Below are 16,638 nucleotides of genomic sequence, written 5' to 3'. Positions count from 1 at the left end.
CTCAGTAACGCAAGGTCGCCCGCACGGCGAACCCGCCGCCGTCCACCGGCCCGGCCTCGAACTCCCCGCCATGCGCCAGCGCCCGCTCCCGCATCCCGACCAGCCCGAAACCCCCACCCGCCGCCCGAACACCCGACACCCCGGTCCCGGTGTCGCGGATCTCCACGTCGAGCCGCCCTGGCCGAGAGTGGACACGGACCCGGCAGCGCGCCGCCGCCCCCGCATGCCGCCGCACATTCGTCAGCGCCTCCTGAACAATCCGAAACGCCGCAACCTGCACCCCAGACGGCACCCCGTCCACGCCGAGTCGGACCCCGTCCGCCGCACCGTCGGTACCAAGCCGCCCTCCGGACGGCGTGCCGTCCGCGTCGAATCGCATCCCGGAGGGCGCGCCGTCCGGGGCGGGCTGTGCTTCGTTCTGCGGGCCGGACGTGTCGAATTCCAGTTCTGCCCCGGCGTCCTGGACGAGTTTTGGCAGGTCGGAGAGGTCGGGTGCGGGTTCGAGGGCGGCCTCGTCCGCCTCGCCGCGCAGGACGCCGAGCATCGCCCGCATCTCGCCGAGCGACCTGCGGCTGACGTCCTCGATCACGGCGAGCGCCCGCCGCGCCTCCTCCGGGTGCTCGCCGACGACGTGGTTCGCGACGCCCGCCTGGACGGCGATGAGGCCCATCCCGTGCGTCACGACGTCGTGCATCTCGCGCGCGATGCGCAGGCGCTCGTCCATCCGGGCGCGCTCGATCTCGCGCTCGGCGCTGCGCCGCCGCTCGTGGACGGCCCGTCCGGCCGTCCACGCGCCGCCGAGCAGCACCAGCCCGAGCAGCCCGCGCGGCACGGCGCTCGCGAACGTGCCCGCCGGAGCGCCCACGGCGGCCAGCGCCACCGCCCCCGCCGCGCTGAACCCGCCGACGAGCCCGGTGGACGGCCCGCGCGGCGCGTCCCGCGTGGACGCGACCGTGTAGAGCGCGAGCGCCGCAGCGAGGAACGCGCCCGCTCCCACCGCGATCCCGGCGACGGACACCGCCGCCGACACGGCGAACGCCGCAACCGGCCAGCGCCGCCGCACTACCAGTGGCAACGCCGCCGCCACCGACACGATCCACGCCCAGGCGCTCAGCGATTGGAGCCCGGCCAGCGGCGGCAGAACGGCCAGGCCGAAAGCCACCGGCACGTCCCGCTTCATCGTCCGGCCAGTCCGGATTCGTAGGCGATGATGACGAGCTGGGCGCGGTCGCGGGCGTGCAGCTTGCTGAGCAGCCGTCCGACGTGCGTCTTCACCGTCGGGAGGCCGAGCCGGAGCCGCTCGGCGATCTCGGTGTTGCTGAGCCCCTCGGCGACCAGCTTCAACACGTCCCGCTCCCGATCCGTGATGCCGTCGATCGCGACCTCCGAGCGCCGCGCGAACGCCTCGACCAGCCGCCGCGCGACCGACGGCGCGAGCATGCTCTCCCCGGACGCCACGACCCTGATCCCTTCCAGCAGGTCGGCCGGACGCGTGTCCTTCAACAGGAATCCGCTCGCGCCCGCGCGCAGCGCCGCGAACACGTACGCGTCCAGGTCGAACATGGTCAGCACGAGCACCCGCGCGCCGCCCGCCTCGGGGTCGCCGCAGATCCGGCGGGTCGCCTCCACCCCGTCCAGGACGGGCATCCGGACGTCCATCAGGACCACATCCGGACGCAGCCGCCGCGCCAGCTCGACCGCACGCTCGCCGTCGCCCGCCTCGCCGACGACCTCCAGCCCCGGCGCGGAGTCGACGAGCAACCGGAAGCTGCCGCGCAGCAACGCCTGGTCCTCCGCGATAAGAACCCGGACCGACTCGCTCAGAACGCCTCCCAAATGCCCGAAAGCGTAACTGTCAGACGTCCCGCCGCCGCAACACGGCCAACCCGCCGACCATCGCCGCAACGGCCCACGCCACCAGGATCAGACCCCCGAGCGCGGGCCCCAGCGCATCATGCTCCGGCCGGACGGTCAGCAGCTGCGCCCCCGCCCGGTCCGGCAGCAGATCGGCCGCGTACCGGCTCGACTGCGCGACCGACATCAGCTGCGACCCCACCGTGACCAGCGGCAACAACACAGCCAGCGGCACCAGCGCGTTCCGCGCCATCACCGTGCACCCGGCCGCGAACAGGCACATGAGCATCAGATACAGGACGGCCCCGGCCAACGACCGCGGCACCCCGTCCGCCCCCAACGACTTCCCGTAGGGCCCAAGCGCGATCTGCGTGGCGAGGTCCGACCCGACCACCGAGAACGCGACGACCGGCAGCGCCACCACCGCGATCGCGGCCAGCTTCGCGGCATGGAACCGCGCGCGCCTCGGCACCGCCAGCAGCGCGGGCCCGAGCGGATCCCCGGACACGGCCAGCACGCCGAACGCGATCAGCGCGAGCATCCCGTACTGGACGCCGTCGAACCCCGCCTGCTGCGCCGTGAAGTCCGGCCGCAGCAGCGGGTTGTGCGCGTCCATCGCCCGCCGTCCGGACCACCCGTCCAGCGCCCCGACCCCGATGCTGATCACGGGCACCAGCGCCAGCGCGATCACCGGCCCCCGGACGCTCCGCAGCTTGAGCAGCTCGGCCCGCACCGCATCGATCACCTCGCACCGCCCGTCAGCCGCAGGAACTCGTCCTCCAGATCGCCGGTGAAATCGGCCGTGTCCGCATCGGCGACCAGCCGCCCGCGCGCCACGACGACAAGCCGATCGGCCGTCCGAGCGACCTCACCGATCAGGTGGCTGGAAACAAGGACCGTCCGCCCTTCTCCGGCGAGCCCGCGCAACAACCCCCGCAACCACCGGATCCCCTCCGGATCGAGCCCGTTGGCCGGCTCGTCCAGGACCACGATCCCGGGATCGCCGAGCAGCGCCGCCGCGAGCCCGAGCCGCTGCCGCATCCCCTGCGAGTACCCGCCGACCCGCCGCCGCGCCGCGTCCTCCAACCCGACGAGCCCGAGCACCTCCCGAACCCGCTGCACCCCGATCCCATGCGACCGCGCGAGCCACAGCAGATGCGCGTACCCACTCCGCCCCCGATGCGGCGCCGCACACTCCAAAAGCGCCCCCACCTCGCACAAGGGCCGCTCGATCTCCCGATAGCTACGCCCACTCAAAAGCGCCTGACCAGAATCCGCCGAAGCCAACCCGAGCAAGATCCGCATGGTCGTCGACTTCCCGGCCCCATTGGGCCCCAGAAACCCCGTCACCACCCCAGGCCGCGCCACGAACGAAACCCCGTCCACAGCCGAAACCGCCCCGTACCGCTTCGTCAACCCATCAACTTCGATCACACCCCCAACGCTCACACCGCCCCGCCGAGAGCACATCGCCCCACAGTCCCTCAACCCGCAGGACGACTGTCATATGTGACGGCTAGTGTGCGGAGGGTGATGAAATTCAACACGGCCGGACCGTGCATTCCTGGCAAGCACTACATGCTGCCGCCGCTCCCTCGGCTGCCGGAGGCACTCGAACTCGTGGAGGACGGCCAGTACTTCGTGATGCACGCGCCTCGCCAGACCGGCAAGACGACGACGCTCGCGTCCCTCGCCGAGACGCTCAACGCCACCGGTGAGTACGCCGCCGTCCGCTTCTCGTGCGAGCGCGCGCGCATTTTCAGCGACCCTGCGGAAGCGCAGCCGGAGGTCCTCGACGCGATCAGGGCAGAGGCGGAGATGGCCGGACTCGACCCGGAGTGCCTGCCGCCCATGCCTTGGCCGGACAGTACGCCCGGAGCGCGGCTGTTCAGCGCCTTGCAGGCATGGACCAAGCAGTGCCCTCGCAAGCTTGTGCTGCTCATCGACGAGATCGACGCCCTGGAGGGGCGGGTCTTGATGGGGGTGCTGGGATCGCTCCGCGATGGCTACACCTCCGCGAACGTCCGGTTCCCCCACTCGGTGGTGCTGTGCGGGATGCGGAACGTGCGCGACTACAAGGCGGCCTCGGGAGGCGACCCCACTCGGCTGAGCACGTCCAGCCCCTTCAACATCAGCGCCGGATCCCTGCGGATCGACGACTTCTCCATGAGCGAGATGGCCTCGCTTTACGGTCAGCACACGGAGCTGACCGGCCAGAAGTTCACCGATGAGGCCGTCGAGCGCGCCTACCACGCGAGCCAGGGGCAGCCATGGCTGGTCAACGCCCTGGCCCGGGACATCATCCAGGTGATGAAGGTTCCGGCGGACCAGGAGATCACCGACGAGCTGATGGACCGGGCCGTCGAGCGCCTCATCGTGCAGCGGGCCACCCATCTGGACTCCCTGGTCGCCCGGCTGCACGAACCGCGCGTCCGCCGGTTCATCGAGCCGATGATCACTGGTGGGGACCCGCGTTGGGACGCCTCCTACGACGACGACCTGTCCTACGTTCGTGACCTGGGCCTGATCACTCGCACGTCGCCGCCTCTCATCGCCAACCCGGCGTACCAGGAGGTGATCGTCCGCGTGCTGTCCCTTCCCGTCCAGCACATGATCGATGCCGAGCCGAGGGCGTTCCTCATGCCGGACGGGCGGCTCGACATCCCCAAGATCCACCGCGATTTCGTCGCGTTCTGGAAGGCGAACGCCGAGATCCTCGACGCCGAGCACACCTACCACGAGGCCGCGTGCCACCTGGTCTTCCAGGCGTTCCTCCAGCGGGTCGTCAACGGCGGGGCCATCATCGACCGCGAGTACGCGCTCGGCCGGATGCGTCTCGATCTGATGATCCACAAGCCGTACACCGGTGCGGACGGCGGCCGGGCGGTGCAGCAGTCGGCCTTCGAGCTGAAGGTGCGCACCGAGAAGACCGGTGACCAGGTCGCGGACGGTCTGGAGCAGCTCGACCGCTACATCGACCGCCTCGGTCTGGACACCGGCACCCTGATCGTCTTCGACCGCCGCCCGTCGGCTCCGCCGATCACCGAACGGGCGGGCATCGAGACCGTCAAGTCGCCGTCCGGCCGGAAGATCACGCTCATCCACGCCTAGCGTCAGAGGCCGGAGGCCAGTTTGAGGGTGATGGCGCCGGCGATGATGGCGGCGAAGGAGAGGAGTTTGGGGAGGGTGATCTTCTCCTTGTAGATGAGGGCGCCGAAGAGGACGGTGCCGATGGAGCCGATGCCGGTCCAGATGGTGTAGCCGACGCCGACGTCCAGGGTGCGGAGGGCGAGGCTGAGGGTGAAGATGCCGCCGCTGGCGGCCAGCAGGGTGAGGACCGAGGGCCACAGGCGGGTGAAGCCGCGGGTGGCGTTGGTGCCGAGGGCGAAGGCGATCTCGAAGACGATCGCGAGCGCGAGGAAGATCCAGGCCATGGTGGTGCTCCTTCAGGGGGTTCAGTTCGAGGGGGCGAGCTTGTCGGCGAGCTTGAGGCCGAGGACGCCGCCGATGATCAGGACGAACGCCAGCGCCTTCCAGGGGTTCATGGACTCGTGGAAGATCACCGTGCCGAACAGGACGGTGCCGACCGAGCCGATGCCGGTCCAGACGGTGTAGCCGACGCCGACGTCCAGGGTGCGGAGCGCCTGGCTGAGGAAGTAGATCCCGCCCGCGGCGGCGCCGGCCGTCAGCAGGGACGGCCAGAGCTCGGTGAAGCCGTGCGTGGCATTGGTGGCGAGCGCGAACACCACCTCGAAGACGGAGGCGATCAGCAGGAAGAGCCAGGCCATCGGGACTCCAAGTAGTTGTATGTATATGCAAGTTCTTGGGACGAGCAAGAGTATGCATGTACAAGTAAGCTGGTGTCAACGAGAGGACGGCGCGATGGGAACGACGCTTCAGGGGCAGGCGGACGCGCGGCTCTGGAACCGGCTGCTCGCGCTGCACGCGCGGGTGGAGCACCGGCTCGGGACGGTCCTGCAGCGGCAGCACGGGCTCGGGCTGTCGGAGTACCGGGCGCTCGCGCTGCTCGCCGAGGCCGCGGACGGCGAGCTGCGCATGCAGGACCTCGCCGGGGGCCTCGGCCTCAACCAGAGCTCGGTGACCCGGCTGGTCGGGCGGCTCAACGACGCCGGGTTCGTCTACCGCGACCTCTGCCCGGACGACAAGCGCGGCGTCTACACGGTGGTCACCGAGGCGGGCCGGGAGCGGTACCGGCAGGCCCGTCCCGCCTACGAGGAGGCGCTCACCGCCATGCTGGACGAGGCGGAGGAGGCGTCCGAGATGCTCGGCGAGGCGCGCCGGAGGTGCGCCGACGCAGCCGAGGCGGCCGCCGGCGCGGAGGAGCGGCCGGGGGAGTGAGGGCGCCTTCGGGCGAGGGCACCCTCACCGGCGGTCACTTGGTGCCGTAGACCGGGACCAGGGTCGCGCGGGCCAGCGTGTGGGCGGTGATGTTGAAACCGGCCACCGCGGGCATCACGTCCGACGGGATGCCGAGCGAGTCGACGTCCAGGGCGTGCACGGTGAAGACGTAGCGGTGCGGGTCGCCGGGCGGCGGGGCCGCACCGCCGAACTCCTTGTTGCCGTAGTCGTTGCGGGCCTGCACGCCGATCTTGGCGTCCGCGGTGCCCGCGCCGGTCGGCAGCTCCGTCACGTCCGCCGGGACGTCGAACAGGACCCAGTGCCAGAAACCGGAGCCGGTCGGCGCGTCCGGGTCGTAGCAGGTCACCGCGAAGCTCCTGGTCTCCGCGGGGAAGCCGGACCAGCGCAGCTGCGGCGAGAGGTTCTCGCCGGAGAAGCCCCAGTCGTTGAAGACGTGCTTGTTCGCCAGGTGCTCGCCGTCGGCGATGTCGTCGCTCTCCAGCGTGAACGACGGGACCTCCGGCAGGTGCTCGTGCGGGAGCGGCGGCTTACCGGCCATGGTCAGTCCTCCTCCTGATAGCCGTTTCTCCCATACCTATCAGGGTCTATGTCTTCACCGCGCCCATGGTGAAGCCGGTGACGAACCGGTCCAGGAACAGGTTGAACGCGAACGCGATCGGGACGGCCGTGAAGACCGCGGCGGCCTGCAGCGACTGCCAGTAGAAGACGTCCCCGCGGACGAGCTGGGTCGGCACGCCGGTGCTCACGACCATCCCCGGCGCGGCCGAGACGAACGCCAGCGCGTACACGAACTCGCTCGCGGTGAGGGTGAAGGCGAACACGACGACCGCGACGATTCCGGGGAACACCAGCGGCAGGACGATCCGGACGAACGCCCCGAGCCGGCTGTGCCCGTCCACCATCGCCTGCTCCTCGACGTCCTTCGGGACGGCCTTGAGGAACCCGATCAGCAGCCACACCGACACCGGCACGGTGAACGTCGGGTAGATGACGATCATCGACCAGAGCGAGTCGGCGAGGCCCAGCGCGACCACCACGCGGGTCAGCGACAGGAACAGCAGCGACGGCGGGACGAGGTACACCAGGAAGATCCCGATGCCCATCGGCGTGCCCCACGGCCGGTCCAGCCGGGCCAGCGAGTACGCGGCGGGCAGCGCGAGCAGCAGCGTGACCGCGACGACCGCCGTCCCGACCAGCAGCGTGTTCCCCACGAACGTCGGGAACCCGGTGTCGGCGAACAGGTAGCGGACGTGGTCGGGCGTCGCGGGCTTGTTGAACACGAACGGGTCGTTGTCGGGGTTGTAGAGGTCCTGGTTCTGCTTGAACGCGCTGATCAGGCTCCACAGGAAGGGCAGCGCGCACACGAGGGCCGCCATGACCGCCATCGCGTACAGCGCGACGCGTCCCATCACGTACCGCCGCGCGTACCGGCGCCGCAGCCCCGCGACGCCATCGGCCCTCATCGCAGCCGCCGCGGCGTCTTCGGAGCTCATCGCAGCTCCCGCCGTGTCTTCGGCGTTCATCGCAGCCCCAGGCGCCGGACGGCCCGCAGCACGGCGATCGCCGCCGCGAGCAGGATCGGGAACAGGAACAGCGCGATCGCCGCGCCCTGCCCGACGTCCCCGCCCTCGATGCCGCGGAAGTACGCCCAGGACGCCAGCACGTCGGTCGCGTGCGTGGGCCCGCCGCGGGTCAGCACGTACGGGACGGTCATGTCGGTGAACGTCATGATCGCGCCGAACAGCGCGGCGACGGCGATCACTGGCAGCGTCAGCGGGATCGTCACCTCGAACATCCGCCGCCAGTAGCCCGCGCCGTCCACCCGGGCCGCCTCGTCCAGGTCGCGGGGGATCGCGACCAGCCCGGCCATGACGATCACCGCCGCGAGCGGGGTCAGCCGCCACGCCTGGACGAACACCACCGACAGCATCGCCGTGCCCGAGTGCCCGAGCCAGATCACGTTCCCGTGCAGCAGGCCGAGCCGGCGCAGCGTCCAGTCGACGGGCGAGTAGATCGAGTCGAGGAACCACAGCCAGGAGATCGACGACAGCGCGACCGGCGTCGTCCACGGCAGCAGCACCAGGAACCGGACGAACCACTTCCCCTGGAAGTCCGCGACCAGGATGTTCGCCAGGATCTTGCCGAACACCACGATCAGCGCCATGGACGCGGCGGTGAACAGCAGCGTGTTCCCGAGCGCCTGCCAGAACACCCCGTCATGGAAGATCGCCCGGAAGTTCCGCAACCCGACGAAGTGGTAGGACGGGTCGCCGGTCGTGACGTCCGAAAAGGCGAACGCGATCGCCAGCAGGAACGGCACGCCGACCAGCGCGACGATGTAGACCACCGACGGCAGCAGCATCGCCCAGGCCAGGAACCCTTCCCGATCCGAAAGCCGCACCTTCCGCGCCCGTCCCGACGACTCCGCCGCGCTCACAGCCGGACCGCCGATGCCCGCACGCCAGACTCGGCGTCGAAGAAGCGGAGCCGCGACGCGTCCACGGCGAACTCGTGCGTCTCACCCGGATGCAATGGCGTCTCGACGTTGGCAGGGAGCCGCGCGATCACCCGCGTGTCCGCGCCGAGCCCGCCGGCAGTCCCGTAGACGTGCCGGTCGCCGGACAGGTACTCCATCCGCTCGACGCGCAGCGGCATCGTCACGCGCTCGGCGCGCGCGCCGGACGGGACGGCCTCGACCGGCAGCAGGTGCTCGGGCCGGAACCCCACGAGCCGGTCGTCCCGCCGGACGAGGTTCATCGGCGGCGCGCCGATGAACGTCGCGACGAAGGTGTCCGCGGGGTCGTCGTAGACCTCGGCGGGCGTCCCGACCTGCCGCACCCGCCCCTCGGACAGGACGGCGATCCGGTCGCCGAGGCCCATCGCCTCGGCCTGGTCGTGCGTGACGTACACCGTGGTCGTCCCGACGCGCTGCTGGAACCGCTTCAGCTCGTCCCGCGCGGCCGTGCGGGTCTTGGCGTCCAGGTTCGACAGCGGCTCGTCCAGCAGGAACACCGCCGGATCCCGGACGAGCGCCCTCGCCAGCGCCACCCGCTGCCGCTCCCCACCCGAAAGGTGCCGCGGACGCCGGTCCAGGAGCGGTTCGATGCCGAGCAGCCCGGCGGCCCAGCGCGCCTTCTCCGCCCGCGCCGCCTTGCCCAGCGAGCGCTCCGCCTTTAGCGGGAACTCGATATTCGCCCGGACGGTCTTGTGCGGGTAAAGCGCGTAGGACTGGAACACCATCGCGACCTGCCGGACGCGCGGCGGCAGCCCGTTCACCACCTGCCCGTCGATCAGCACCTCGCCCTCGGTCGGCTGCTCCAGCCCGGCGATCGTGCGCAGCAGGGTCGTCTTCCCGCATCCGGACGGCCCGAGCAGCACCAGGTACTCGCCCGGCTCGGCCGCCAGGTCCACTCCGGCGAGCGCGCGGACGGTCCCGGACCCCATCCGCCGGTGCCCCTCGTACACCTTGACCAGCGAGCGCACCTCGACGGACCGCACCGCCTGGACGGCCCGCACCGCATCCGCCACCGCCGCCTCACCCACCGACGAGCTTGCGCGCCCGCCAGTTCGCGAAGACCGCGTTGACCTGGCCGGACGCCTCGGCGACCGCCTGCTTCGCGGTGACCTGGCCGCGCGCCGCCCGCGCGAACATCGTCGGCAGCACGTTGGTGTTGAAGATCTCCCCGACCGCCGGGTTGGACGGCCCGGGATACCCGATGTTCGCGCTCCACGACACGGCCGTCTTCAGCAGCGCCAGCTTGTTCGCCGGGCGCGCGCCCCACGGGTCCTTGTCGAGCCAGCCGTCCAGCTGCGGCACCAGCGACGGCCAGCCGGGGAAGTCGTACAGCTTCGAGTAGTAGGACGCGGACGCGAAGTTGGCCGTGTAGTGCAGCAGGAACTCCTTCGCCGCGTCCGCGTTCGGGGAGTACTTCGGGATGATCCACTGCTGGATCACGTGCTGCGCCGCCAGCGCCGCCTTCGGCCCGCGCAGCGCCGGGACGAAGAAGATGTCGTCGCCGATCGCGGCGTTCGTCGCCTGGGCCGTCCGCCACGCGGAGATCGAGTTGAGGATGTAGGACGAGCGGCCCGCGATCAGCGCCTGGTTGTTCGAGGCGGGCGTCCAGGAGAAGACCTCGCTGGTCTCGGCCTGCTTCCACAGCCGGGCCATGAAGTCGACCGCCGCGACCGCCGCGTCCGAGTTGATCACCACGCGCTCGTCCGCGTCCTGCTCGGACGCGCCGAACGACCACATCAGCGCCCGCATCGCCATGTTCGTGTCGGTCTCCGGCGACAGCCCGATCCCGCACGGGATGCCGGTCGTCCGCTTGATCTCCGCCGCGCCCCGCAGCAGGTCGTCGTAGCTGCCCGGACCGTTCGGCAGGCCGACCTTCTGCCACATCGACTTCCGGTAGTCGCCCGGATCGGGCGCCCAGCCCGGGCAGTACGCGTAGAACTTCCGCGTGTTCGGGTTGTAGCTGGATTTCCGGCACAGCTCCAGCTGCTGGCCCCAGCGCCGGGTCGCCTCCTGCGCGACGTCCGCCATGTCCAGGACGGACGGCTCGTACTGCGACAGCGGCGCGATGTGCTGGATCAGGTCGTGCCCGTGCCCGGACTGGATCTCCGACGCGGCCCGCCTCGGCACGTCCACGGTGTTGATGTGGTCCACCCGGACGCTCACGCCGACCCGCTTGCCCCAGTCCGCCGCGAACTTGTCGAACCAGGTGTCGTGCCGGGGCACGAAGTGGCTCCACATCAGGATCGTCAGCGAGCCCTTGAGCTTCCTCGTCGGCGTGGTGAACACCTCGGCCGGGCCCTGCCCGGACGGTTTCGCCTTCGGCCCGCTCGTGTCGCTCGCGCACCCGGACGCGGCCCCCGCCGCCGCGAGCCCGCCCGCGACCGCCGCCGTCCCCAGAAACCCGCGCCTGCTGATGCCGTCGGCCATGCCCGCACCTCGCGTCGTCGACCGTCTCCTCGTTCGACGTTAGGACGGGACGCGGGACGCATCCAGGGGCCGCTGGGGAACGACGCGCTGCACCGGCCCCACCCGCCACTCAGGAAACAGCGAACCCCGCCCCTGGCCGGTCACGGCCAATCAGGCGGGGTCCGTCGCGAACGCGTTTACTTCTGGGTGGCCTCGGTGTAGGCGTCGATGACCTCGTCCGGGTCGCCGTCCATGCGCATCTGGCCGTCGTCCAGCCAGATCACCCGGTCGCAGGTCTCGCGGACGACGTCGAGCTGGTGCGCGACCAGGAAGACCGCGCCGGCCTCGCTGCGCAGCTCCTCGATCCGGCGCTGCGACTTGGTGCGGAACTTGGCGTCGCCGGTGGCCAGGGCCTCGTCGATCAGCAGCACGTCGTGCGTCTTGGCCGCGGCGATCGCGAACCGGAGCCGGGCGCCCATGCCGGACGAGTACGTCCGCATGGGGTAGTTGATGAAGCCCTCCTTGAGGCCGGCGAAGTCGACGACCTCCTGGTACTTCTCCCGGGTCTCCTGCGGGGTCATGCCCATCGCCAGGCAGCCGAGCACGACGTTGCGCTCGCCGGTGAGGTCCTTCATCAGCGCCGCGTTCACGCCCAGCAGCGACGGCTGGCCGTCGGTGTAGACGCCGCCGCGGGCCGGCGGCAGCAGGCCCGCGATCGCCTGGAGCAGCGTGGACTTGCCGGACCCGTTGGTGCCGATCACGCCGACAGCCTCGCCGCGGTAGGCGACGAACGACAGGCCCTTGATCGCGTGCACCTCGGTCATGCTCGGGCGCTTCTGCCGCTTGATCACCCGGGACATCGCGGACGCGGCGTTGCCCTTGCCGCCCGCGCCGTACACCCGGTAGATGATGTGCAGGCCGTCCACCACGACGATCGGCTCCCGCTCGGGGTCGATCACCACGGGGCTCTGCGCCAGCTGGGCGTTAACCACGGCCGTATCGCTCCTCGGCACGGTAGAAGTACATGAACCCGGCCACCAGGAACACCACCGACCACGCCACCGCGTAGATCCACAGCTGGGTGGTCGAGTGCTCGTGCAGATGGTGGTGGACGTAGTGCCGGTACTTGCCGAGCAGGGTGTGCCGGCTCAGCTCCACGTACACATAGCCCGGGTTCGCCTTGAGGATCTCGCCGATCCAGGCGTGCGTCTTGAGGAAGTGGCTGTCCTTGAGCAGGACCGGGATGGACCAGATCACGCCGGACAGGTACAGCCAGGTGCGGGTGATGAACGGGAGCAGCTGGGTGATGTCGCGGTTGAACGCGCCCGCCCGGGCCATCATCATGCCCGCGCCGACGTTGAACATCAGCTGGAGCCCGACGACCGGGACGAACAGCAGCATGTGCAGGCTCAGCGGCTCGCCGAACGCCAGCACGATGATCATCAGGACCGCCAGCGACAGCAGCAGCTGCTGGAACTCGACGACGGCGATGGCCAGCGGCAGCGTGGCGCGCGGGAAGTGCAGCGCCCGGATCAGCGACAGGTTGTCGCCGACCGACTTGGAGCCGGACTGGATGGACCGCTGCATGAACCCGAACATGAACACGCCGGTCACCAGGAACGGCAGGAAGTCCGGCAGCCCGCGCGAGGTGTTCAGCAGCAGGCCGAAGATCAGGAAGTAGACGCCGACGTTCAGCAGCGGGGTGAGCAGCTGCCACACCTGGCCGAGGCGCGAGTCGCTGTACATCGCGATGTTCTTGGCGGAGGCGAACGCCCAGATGAAGTGGCGTCGCTGCCAGACGTCGGCGAGGTACTTGCGCAGCGGGGGGCGGGCCGAGCTCTGCTTCAGGCCGAAGCGGGTGGCGTAGGCGGCCAGGGACTCGCTGCTTCCGACGTTTCTGCGTGGAGGCTCCGCGAGCGTGCCGACCGACTCGCCACCCGAGGAGCCGGTCGGATCCGGGTGACTCATGCTCGGAAGCCTATTGCAGACCGCGCTCTGTGCGAGACGTTCGCCCTTATTTGACGCCCCACACCGACCGAAAACGGGAGGTTCTGGGATGGTCAGCCGATTTGTGGCAGACATCACACCCTGCTCCGCCCCGGCCGCGCACCCCGCTCCCCGCCCTCCGACCTGCGGACCCGGCGCTGACCGTCCGGTTGCGATCTTCGGGGAATCATGTCCCGCTACCTGGGGATACCCGAGACATGCGCGCGACTCACCGTACGTCACCGTCCCTGCCGCTCTCGGTCACCGACGGCGGGCCGAGGGCGGGCCGGGGACCCCTCGCGCGGCTCGGCCGCCTCGACCGGGACGCGTTCGAGCGGGTCGCCGAGGCCCGGCTGCCCGGCCTGGAGTACGTCCTGCCCCGGCTGTCCCGGGCCGCCGACCACGGGCTGCTCTGGTTCGGGACGGCGGCGGCGCTCGGCGCGTCGGGCCGCCCCCGGCTGCGCCGCGCCGCGCTCCGCGGGCTGATCGGGATCGCGGTGGCCAGCCCGGTCGTCAACCTGCTCGGCAAGCAGGCGTTCCGGCGCCGGCGCCCGGTCGTCGACCTCGTCCCGCCCGTCCGGATCCGGTGGAAGCTGCCGACCTCGCACGCCTTCCCGTCCGGCCACTCGGCCTCGGCGGCCGCGTTCGCCACCGGCGTGGCGATGGAGGCCCCGCCGGCCGTCGCCGTCCCGATCGCGGGCGTGGCGGCCGCCGTCTGCTTCTCCCGCGTCTACACCGGCGCCCACTATCCGGGGGACGTGCTGGCGGGCGCGGCCGTGGGGGCTGCCGCCGCGCTCGGCACCCGGCTGGTCTGGCCCGCCCGTCCGGCCGTGGCGAAGGTCTCGCACACCACCACCGAGCAGGTCGTCGTCCAGGGCGACGGGCGCGGCGTGGTCGCGGTGATCAACATGGGCTCCGGCGCCAACCACCGGGACGACTCGCGGCTGCCGAGCCGGGCCGAGTCGGTCGCCCGGATCCTGGAGCGCGAGCTGCCGGACGCCGAGATCGTCCGGTTCGAGCCCGGCGGCGACCTGGCCGCCGTGCTGGACGCCGCCGCCTCCCGGGCCGAGGCGCTCGCCGTCGTCGGCGGGGACGGCACGGTCAACGCCGCCGCCCGCGCCGCGCTCGCCCACAAGGTCCCGCTGCTGGCCGTCCCGGGCGGGACGTTCGACCACTTCGTCCGCGCGCTCGGCATCGAGACCGTCACCGACGCCGTGGCGGCCTACCGGGGCGGGCGCCTCGGTCGCGTCGACGTCGGCCGGATCGCGCCCGGCGACGCGGTCTTCCTCAACACCGCGAGCTTCGGCGCCTACACCGACCTGGTCGCGCTGCGCGAGAGGCTCCAGGGACGGCTCGGGAAGTGGCCCGCGACCGCCGTCGCCGCGATCCGGACGCTGCGCGACTTCGAGCCGCGCGAAATGATCATCGACGGCCGCCCGCGCAAGGTCTGGCTCGCGTTCGTCGGCAACGGCGTCTACGGCTCGCGCGGCCCCGCCCCGACCTGGCGGACGGACCTGGACGACGGCCTCTTCGACGTCCGGATCGTGCACATCGGCCGCCGCGTCCCGCGCCTGCGGGCCCTGGCGTCCGTGCTGGGCGGCGGCCTGCACGTGGCGCCCGGCTTCAAGGCGTGGCAGGGCGGCTCGCTCGACATCACCGACCGGTCCGGCGGGTTCAGGCTCGCCTACGACGGCGAGGTCACCGACCTGCCGTCCACGGTCCGCTTCACGATCGACCCGCGGGCCCTCCAGGTCTTCGTCCCGCGCAAGCCGCACTAGCGGACGCGCCCGCAGGGCGGATGTCAGCGCCGGGCGGTGGCGTCCAGCGGGAGGCGGGTGAGGCCGGTCACGATCGGCGAGCCGTTCCAGACGGGCGTGCCGGTCAGCGTCAGGCGTGGATGGCGGAGCGCGGCCTCCTCCAGCAGGATGCGGATCTCCATCCGGGCCAGCGCCGCGCCGAGGCAGAAGTGCGGCCCGTGGCCGAAGGCCAGGCCCGGCGCGGACGGCTCGCGCGTGATGTCGAAGCGCCCGGCGCTCGCCCCGAAGGCCGCCTGGTCGTGGTTCGCCGACCCGAACAGCAGCATCACGTGCTCGCCCGCGCCGACCACCGCGTCCCCGAGCGGGACGTCGCGGGTCGCGGTGCGCAGGAAGTAGGAGACCGGCGACGTCCAGCGGAGGATCTCCTCGACCGCCGAGGGCAGCAGGCCCGGCCGGTCGCGGAGGGCCGTCCACTGGGACGGGTGGGTCGCGAGCGCCAGCAGCCCGCCGGAGACCGCGTGCCGGGTCGTCTCGTTCCCGGCCACCAGCAGCTGGATCAGGAACATCACCAGTTCGAGGTCGGTCAGCCGGTCACCGTCCAGCTCGGCCAGTGCGAGGCCGGAGATCACGTCGTCGCGCGGGTCGAGGCGGCGGCGGTGCGCGGTCTCCAGCAGGTAGAGGCCGCACTCGGCGCGCAGCGCGTTCCGCTCGTCCTCGGGCAGCCCGGACACGCCGGGGATGATCGCGTCGGTCCAGCGGTGGAACCGCGGCCAGTCCGACTCGGGGATGCCGAGGAGCAGGCAGATCACCTGGAGCGGCAGCGGGACGGCCAGCGCGCCGACCGCGTCGAACGCGGGTGGCAGCGCGTCCAGCAGGGTGCGGACCCGGTCGCGGACGGCTCCGGAGAGTGTCCGCGTGAGGGCCGGGCGGAACGCGGGCGCGACCAGCCCCCGGTAGCGGGTGTGCTCCGGCGGGTCGGTGTGCAGGAGCGTCGGCGGCGCGTCGTAGCTGTGCCCTATCTCCGGGATCAGGATCCCGTCCCCGGACCGGAACGCCACCGGATCGGACGCGATCCGGTGCACGTGCGCATGCGTGCCGACGATCCACAGCGGCAGCGCGGGATGCCGGACCGGGCCGCGCTCGCGGATCCGCGCGTACAGCTCGAATGGATGGCCGTGCTCGTACGAGCCGTCGTCGGGGAAGCGCTCGGAGATCACCGCAGGATGCCGGTCGGACGCGGGATCCCGGCGGCGTCGCACAGCGCGAGGTAGGCGTTCAGCGTGGACTCGCCGTCCACGACGCCGCTGATCTGCCCGTCGTCGCCGAACTCGATGAAGGCGCCCTGGATCACGAACAGGATGTCGGTGTCGTCCTCCAGGACGGTCAGGGTGTGGACGCTTCCCGGCGGCTCGTAGATGTAGGTCCCGGCGACGTAGTCGATGCCGTACTCGGCGTACTGCCAGCGGCCCGAGAACGTGTGCGCGTGGACGCCGCCGGTGTGCTTGTGCGTCGGCAGCCGGAACCCGGCCGCGAACCGGTTGCGGACGACCCAGGTGTCCGCCGAGGCCCGGAGCACCTTCAGGCCCACCGGACCCGCCTGCACCCAGGGGAGATCGTCGTCGTGGACGTGCCCGACCGTGATCGTCTCAGTCATGGAGCAAACGCTAGGTAGGTGTCTCCGCCGGGCGCAAGGGTCCGTCCGGTTCGTCCTGGCGCGGACGGGTAAAGGAGCAAACGGTG

The 16,638-nt window shown here is 71.3% G+C and carries 18 protein-coding genes; 3 read left to right on the top strand and 15 right to left on the bottom strand.

Annotated features, from left to right (window positions below):
• Position 1 precedes the first annotated feature (1 nt).
• The 4 genes from FHU30_RS47010 to FHU30_RS11920 are packed head-to-tail and all read right to left on the bottom strand — an operon-like array spanning position 2 to position 3,324.
• Complete coding sequence (locus FHU30_RS47010; RefSeq protein ID WP_253874922.1) at positions 2-1,168, bottom strand: sensor histidine kinase; 1,167 nt, start codon at positions 1,166-1,168, stop codon at positions 2-4.
• Positions 1,169-1,176: 8 nt separating this feature from the next.
• Positions 1,177-1,836 carry a response regulator gene (locus tag FHU30_RS11930; protein WP_253874920.1) on the bottom strand — a complete coding sequence of 220 codons (660 nt, stop codon included), beginning with the start codon at positions 1,834-1,836 and terminating at the stop codon, positions 1,177-1,179.
• 19 nt (positions 1,837-1,855) lie between these two features.
• Positions 1,856-2,599, bottom strand: coding sequence for an ABC transporter permease (locus FHU30_RS11925; RefSeq protein ID WP_253874918.1), 744 nt, complete (start codon positions 2,597-2,599; stop codon positions 1,856-1,858).
• A complete protein-coding gene (locus tag FHU30_RS11920) occupies positions 2,596-3,324 on the bottom strand; it encodes an ABC transporter ATP-binding protein (protein WP_308211273.1) in 729 nt (242 codons plus the stop codon). Before FHU30_RS11920 ends, FHU30_RS11925 begins: the two co-directional genes overlap by 4 nt.
• A gap of 63 nt (positions 3,325-3,387) precedes the next feature.
• On the opposite strand from FHU30_RS11920, the gene FHU30_RS11915 reads away from it, so the two are divergent.
• Entirely contained in the window at positions 3,388-4,965 is a 1,578-nt protein-coding gene (locus FHU30_RS11915; protein WP_253874916.1) for an ATP-binding protein, read from the top strand.
• Positions 4,966-4,967: 2 nt separating this feature from the next.
• On the opposite strand, the gene FHU30_RS11910 is transcribed toward FHU30_RS11915, so the two are convergent.
• Positions 4,968-5,288 (bottom strand): DMT family transporter, encoded by a 321-nt coding sequence (locus FHU30_RS11910; RefSeq protein ID WP_253874914.1) that lies wholly within the window; start codon positions 5,286-5,288, stop codon positions 4,968-4,970.
• 21 nt (positions 5,289-5,309) lie between these two features.
• Positions 5,310-5,642, bottom strand: coding sequence for a DMT family transporter (locus FHU30_RS11905; RefSeq protein ID WP_253874912.1), 333 nt, complete (start codon positions 5,640-5,642; stop codon positions 5,310-5,312).
• A gap of 94 nt (positions 5,643-5,736) precedes the next feature.
• Between FHU30_RS11905 and FHU30_RS11900 the strand changes: the two genes are divergently transcribed.
• Positions 5,737-6,213 (top strand): MarR family winged helix-turn-helix transcriptional regulator, encoded by a 477-nt coding sequence (locus FHU30_RS11900; RefSeq protein WP_253874910.1) that lies wholly within the window; start codon positions 5,737-5,739, stop codon positions 6,211-6,213.
• A 34-nt stretch (positions 6,214-6,247) separates the two neighbouring features.
• Here the strand turns inward: FHU30_RS11900 and FHU30_RS11895 are convergent, their stop codons facing one another.
• The 7 genes from FHU30_RS11895 to FHU30_RS11865 all read right to left on the bottom strand — a co-directional run bounded on the left by FHU30_RS11895 (position 6,248) and on the right by FHU30_RS11865 (position 13,123).
• Positions 6,248-6,772 carry a YbhB/YbcL family Raf kinase inhibitor-like protein gene (locus FHU30_RS11895; protein ID WP_253874909.1) on the bottom strand — a complete coding sequence of 175 codons (525 nt, stop codon included), beginning with the start codon at positions 6,770-6,772 and terminating at the stop codon, positions 6,248-6,250.
• Positions 6,773-6,818: 46 nt separating this feature from the next.
• Positions 6,819-7,727, bottom strand: coding sequence for a carbohydrate ABC transporter permease (locus tag FHU30_RS11890; RefSeq protein WP_253874907.1), 909 nt, complete (start codon positions 7,725-7,727; stop codon positions 6,819-6,821).
• Between the two features lie 26 nt (positions 7,728-7,753).
• Positions 7,754-8,635 (bottom strand): carbohydrate ABC transporter permease, encoded by an 882-nt coding sequence (locus FHU30_RS11885; RefSeq protein ID WP_253874905.1) that lies wholly within the window; start codon positions 8,633-8,635, stop codon positions 7,754-7,756.
• A gap of 32 nt (positions 8,636-8,667) precedes the next feature.
• The gene (locus FHU30_RS11880; RefSeq protein WP_253874903.1) at positions 8,668-9,762 is read right to left on the bottom strand and encodes an ABC transporter ATP-binding protein; all 1,095 of its coding nucleotides are present in this window, start codon (positions 9,760-9,762) and stop codon (positions 8,668-8,670) included.
• A 7-nt stretch (positions 9,763-9,769) separates the two neighbouring features.
• A complete protein-coding gene (locus FHU30_RS11875; protein ID WP_253874902.1) occupies positions 9,770-11,176 on the bottom strand; it encodes an ABC transporter substrate-binding protein in 1,407 nt (468 codons plus the stop codon).
• Positions 11,177-11,352: 176 nt separating this feature from the next.
• A complete protein-coding gene (locus FHU30_RS11870; RefSeq protein ID WP_253874901.1) occupies positions 11,353-12,147 on the bottom strand; it encodes an ABC transporter ATP-binding protein in 795 nt (264 codons plus the stop codon).
• Complete coding sequence (locus FHU30_RS11865; protein ID WP_253874900.1) at positions 12,140-13,123, bottom strand: ABC transporter permease; 984 nt, start codon at positions 13,121-13,123, stop codon at positions 12,140-12,142. Before FHU30_RS11865 ends, FHU30_RS11870 begins: the two co-directional genes overlap by 8 nt.
• A gap of 236 nt (positions 13,124-13,359) precedes the next feature.
• On the opposite strand from FHU30_RS11865, the gene FHU30_RS11860 reads away from it, so the two are divergent.
• On the top strand, positions 13,360-14,919 hold the full coding sequence (locus FHU30_RS11860; RefSeq protein ID WP_253874899.1) for a bifunctional phosphatase PAP2/diacylglycerol kinase family protein: 1,560 nt from the start codon (positions 13,360-13,362) through the stop codon (positions 14,917-14,919).
• 23 nt (positions 14,920-14,942) lie between these two features.
• Here FHU30_RS11860 and FHU30_RS11855 read toward each other — a convergent pair whose 3' ends face one another.
• Entirely contained in the window at positions 14,943-16,115 is a 1,173-nt protein-coding gene (locus tag FHU30_RS11855; protein ID WP_253874897.1) for a cytochrome P450, read from the bottom strand.
• The gene (locus tag FHU30_RS11850; RefSeq protein ID WP_253874895.1) at positions 16,112-16,552 is read right to left on the bottom strand and encodes a 2,4'-dihydroxyacetophenone dioxygenase family protein; all 441 of its coding nucleotides are present in this window, start codon (positions 16,550-16,552) and stop codon (positions 16,112-16,114) included. The genes FHU30_RS11855 and FHU30_RS11850 overlap by 4 nt, the downstream gene beginning before the upstream one ends.
• Between the last annotated feature and the right edge of the window lie 86 nt (positions 16,553-16,638).

Source organism: Actinomadura rupiterrae, assembly GCF_024172125.1.
GTDB classification, from domain to species: Bacteria; Actinomycetota; Actinomycetes; order Streptosporangiales; family Streptosporangiaceae; genus Spirillospora; species Spirillospora rupiterrae.
This window is presented reverse-complemented; position numbering and strand designations above follow the sequence as displayed.

What these genes read in the sequence shown, in the direction of transcription:
- FHU30_RS11875 (WP_253874902.1), bottom strand. Translation starts at nt 11,176, where the DNA reads ATGGCCGACGGCATCAGCAGGCGCGGGTTTCTGGGGACGGCGGCGGTC.
- FHU30_RS11910 (WP_253874914.1), bottom strand. Translation starts at nt 5,288, where the DNA reads ATGGCCTGGATCTTCCTCGCGCTCGCGATCGTCTTCGAGATCGCCTTC.
- FHU30_RS11850 (WP_253874895.1), bottom strand. Translation starts at nt 16,552, where the DNA reads ATGACTGAGACGATCACGGTCGGGCACGTCCACGACGACGATCTCCCC.
- FHU30_RS11865 (WP_253874900.1), bottom strand. Translation starts at nt 13,123, where the DNA reads ATGAGTCACCCGGATCCGACCGGCTCCTCGGGTGGCGAGTCGGTCGGC.
- FHU30_RS11860 (WP_253874899.1), top strand. Translation starts at nt 13,360, where the DNA reads ATGCGCGCGACTCACCGTACGTCACCGTCCCTGCCGCTCTCGGTCACC.
- FHU30_RS11905 (WP_253874912.1), bottom strand. Translation starts at nt 5,642, where the DNA reads ATGGCCTGGCTCTTCCTGCTGATCGCCTCCGTCTTCGAGGTGGTGTTC.
- FHU30_RS11900 (WP_253874910.1), top strand. Translation starts at nt 5,737, where the DNA reads ATGGGAACGACGCTTCAGGGGCAGGCGGACGCGCGGCTCTGGAACCGG.
- FHU30_RS11895 (WP_253874909.1), bottom strand. Translation starts at nt 6,772, where the DNA reads ATGGCCGGTAAGCCGCCGCTCCCGCACGAGCACCTGCCGGAGGTCCCG.
- FHU30_RS11890 (WP_253874907.1), bottom strand. Translation starts at nt 7,727, where the DNA reads ATGAGCTCCGAAGACGCCGCGGCGGCTGCGATGAGGGCCGATGGCGTC.
- FHU30_RS11915 (WP_253874916.1), top strand. Translation starts at nt 3,388, where the DNA reads ATGAAATTCAACACGGCCGGACCGTGCATTCCTGGCAAGCACTACATG.
- FHU30_RS11920 (WP_308211273.1), bottom strand. Translation starts at nt 3,324, where the DNA reads ATGTGCTCTCGGCGGGGCGGTGTGAGCGTTGGGGGTGTGATCGAAGTT.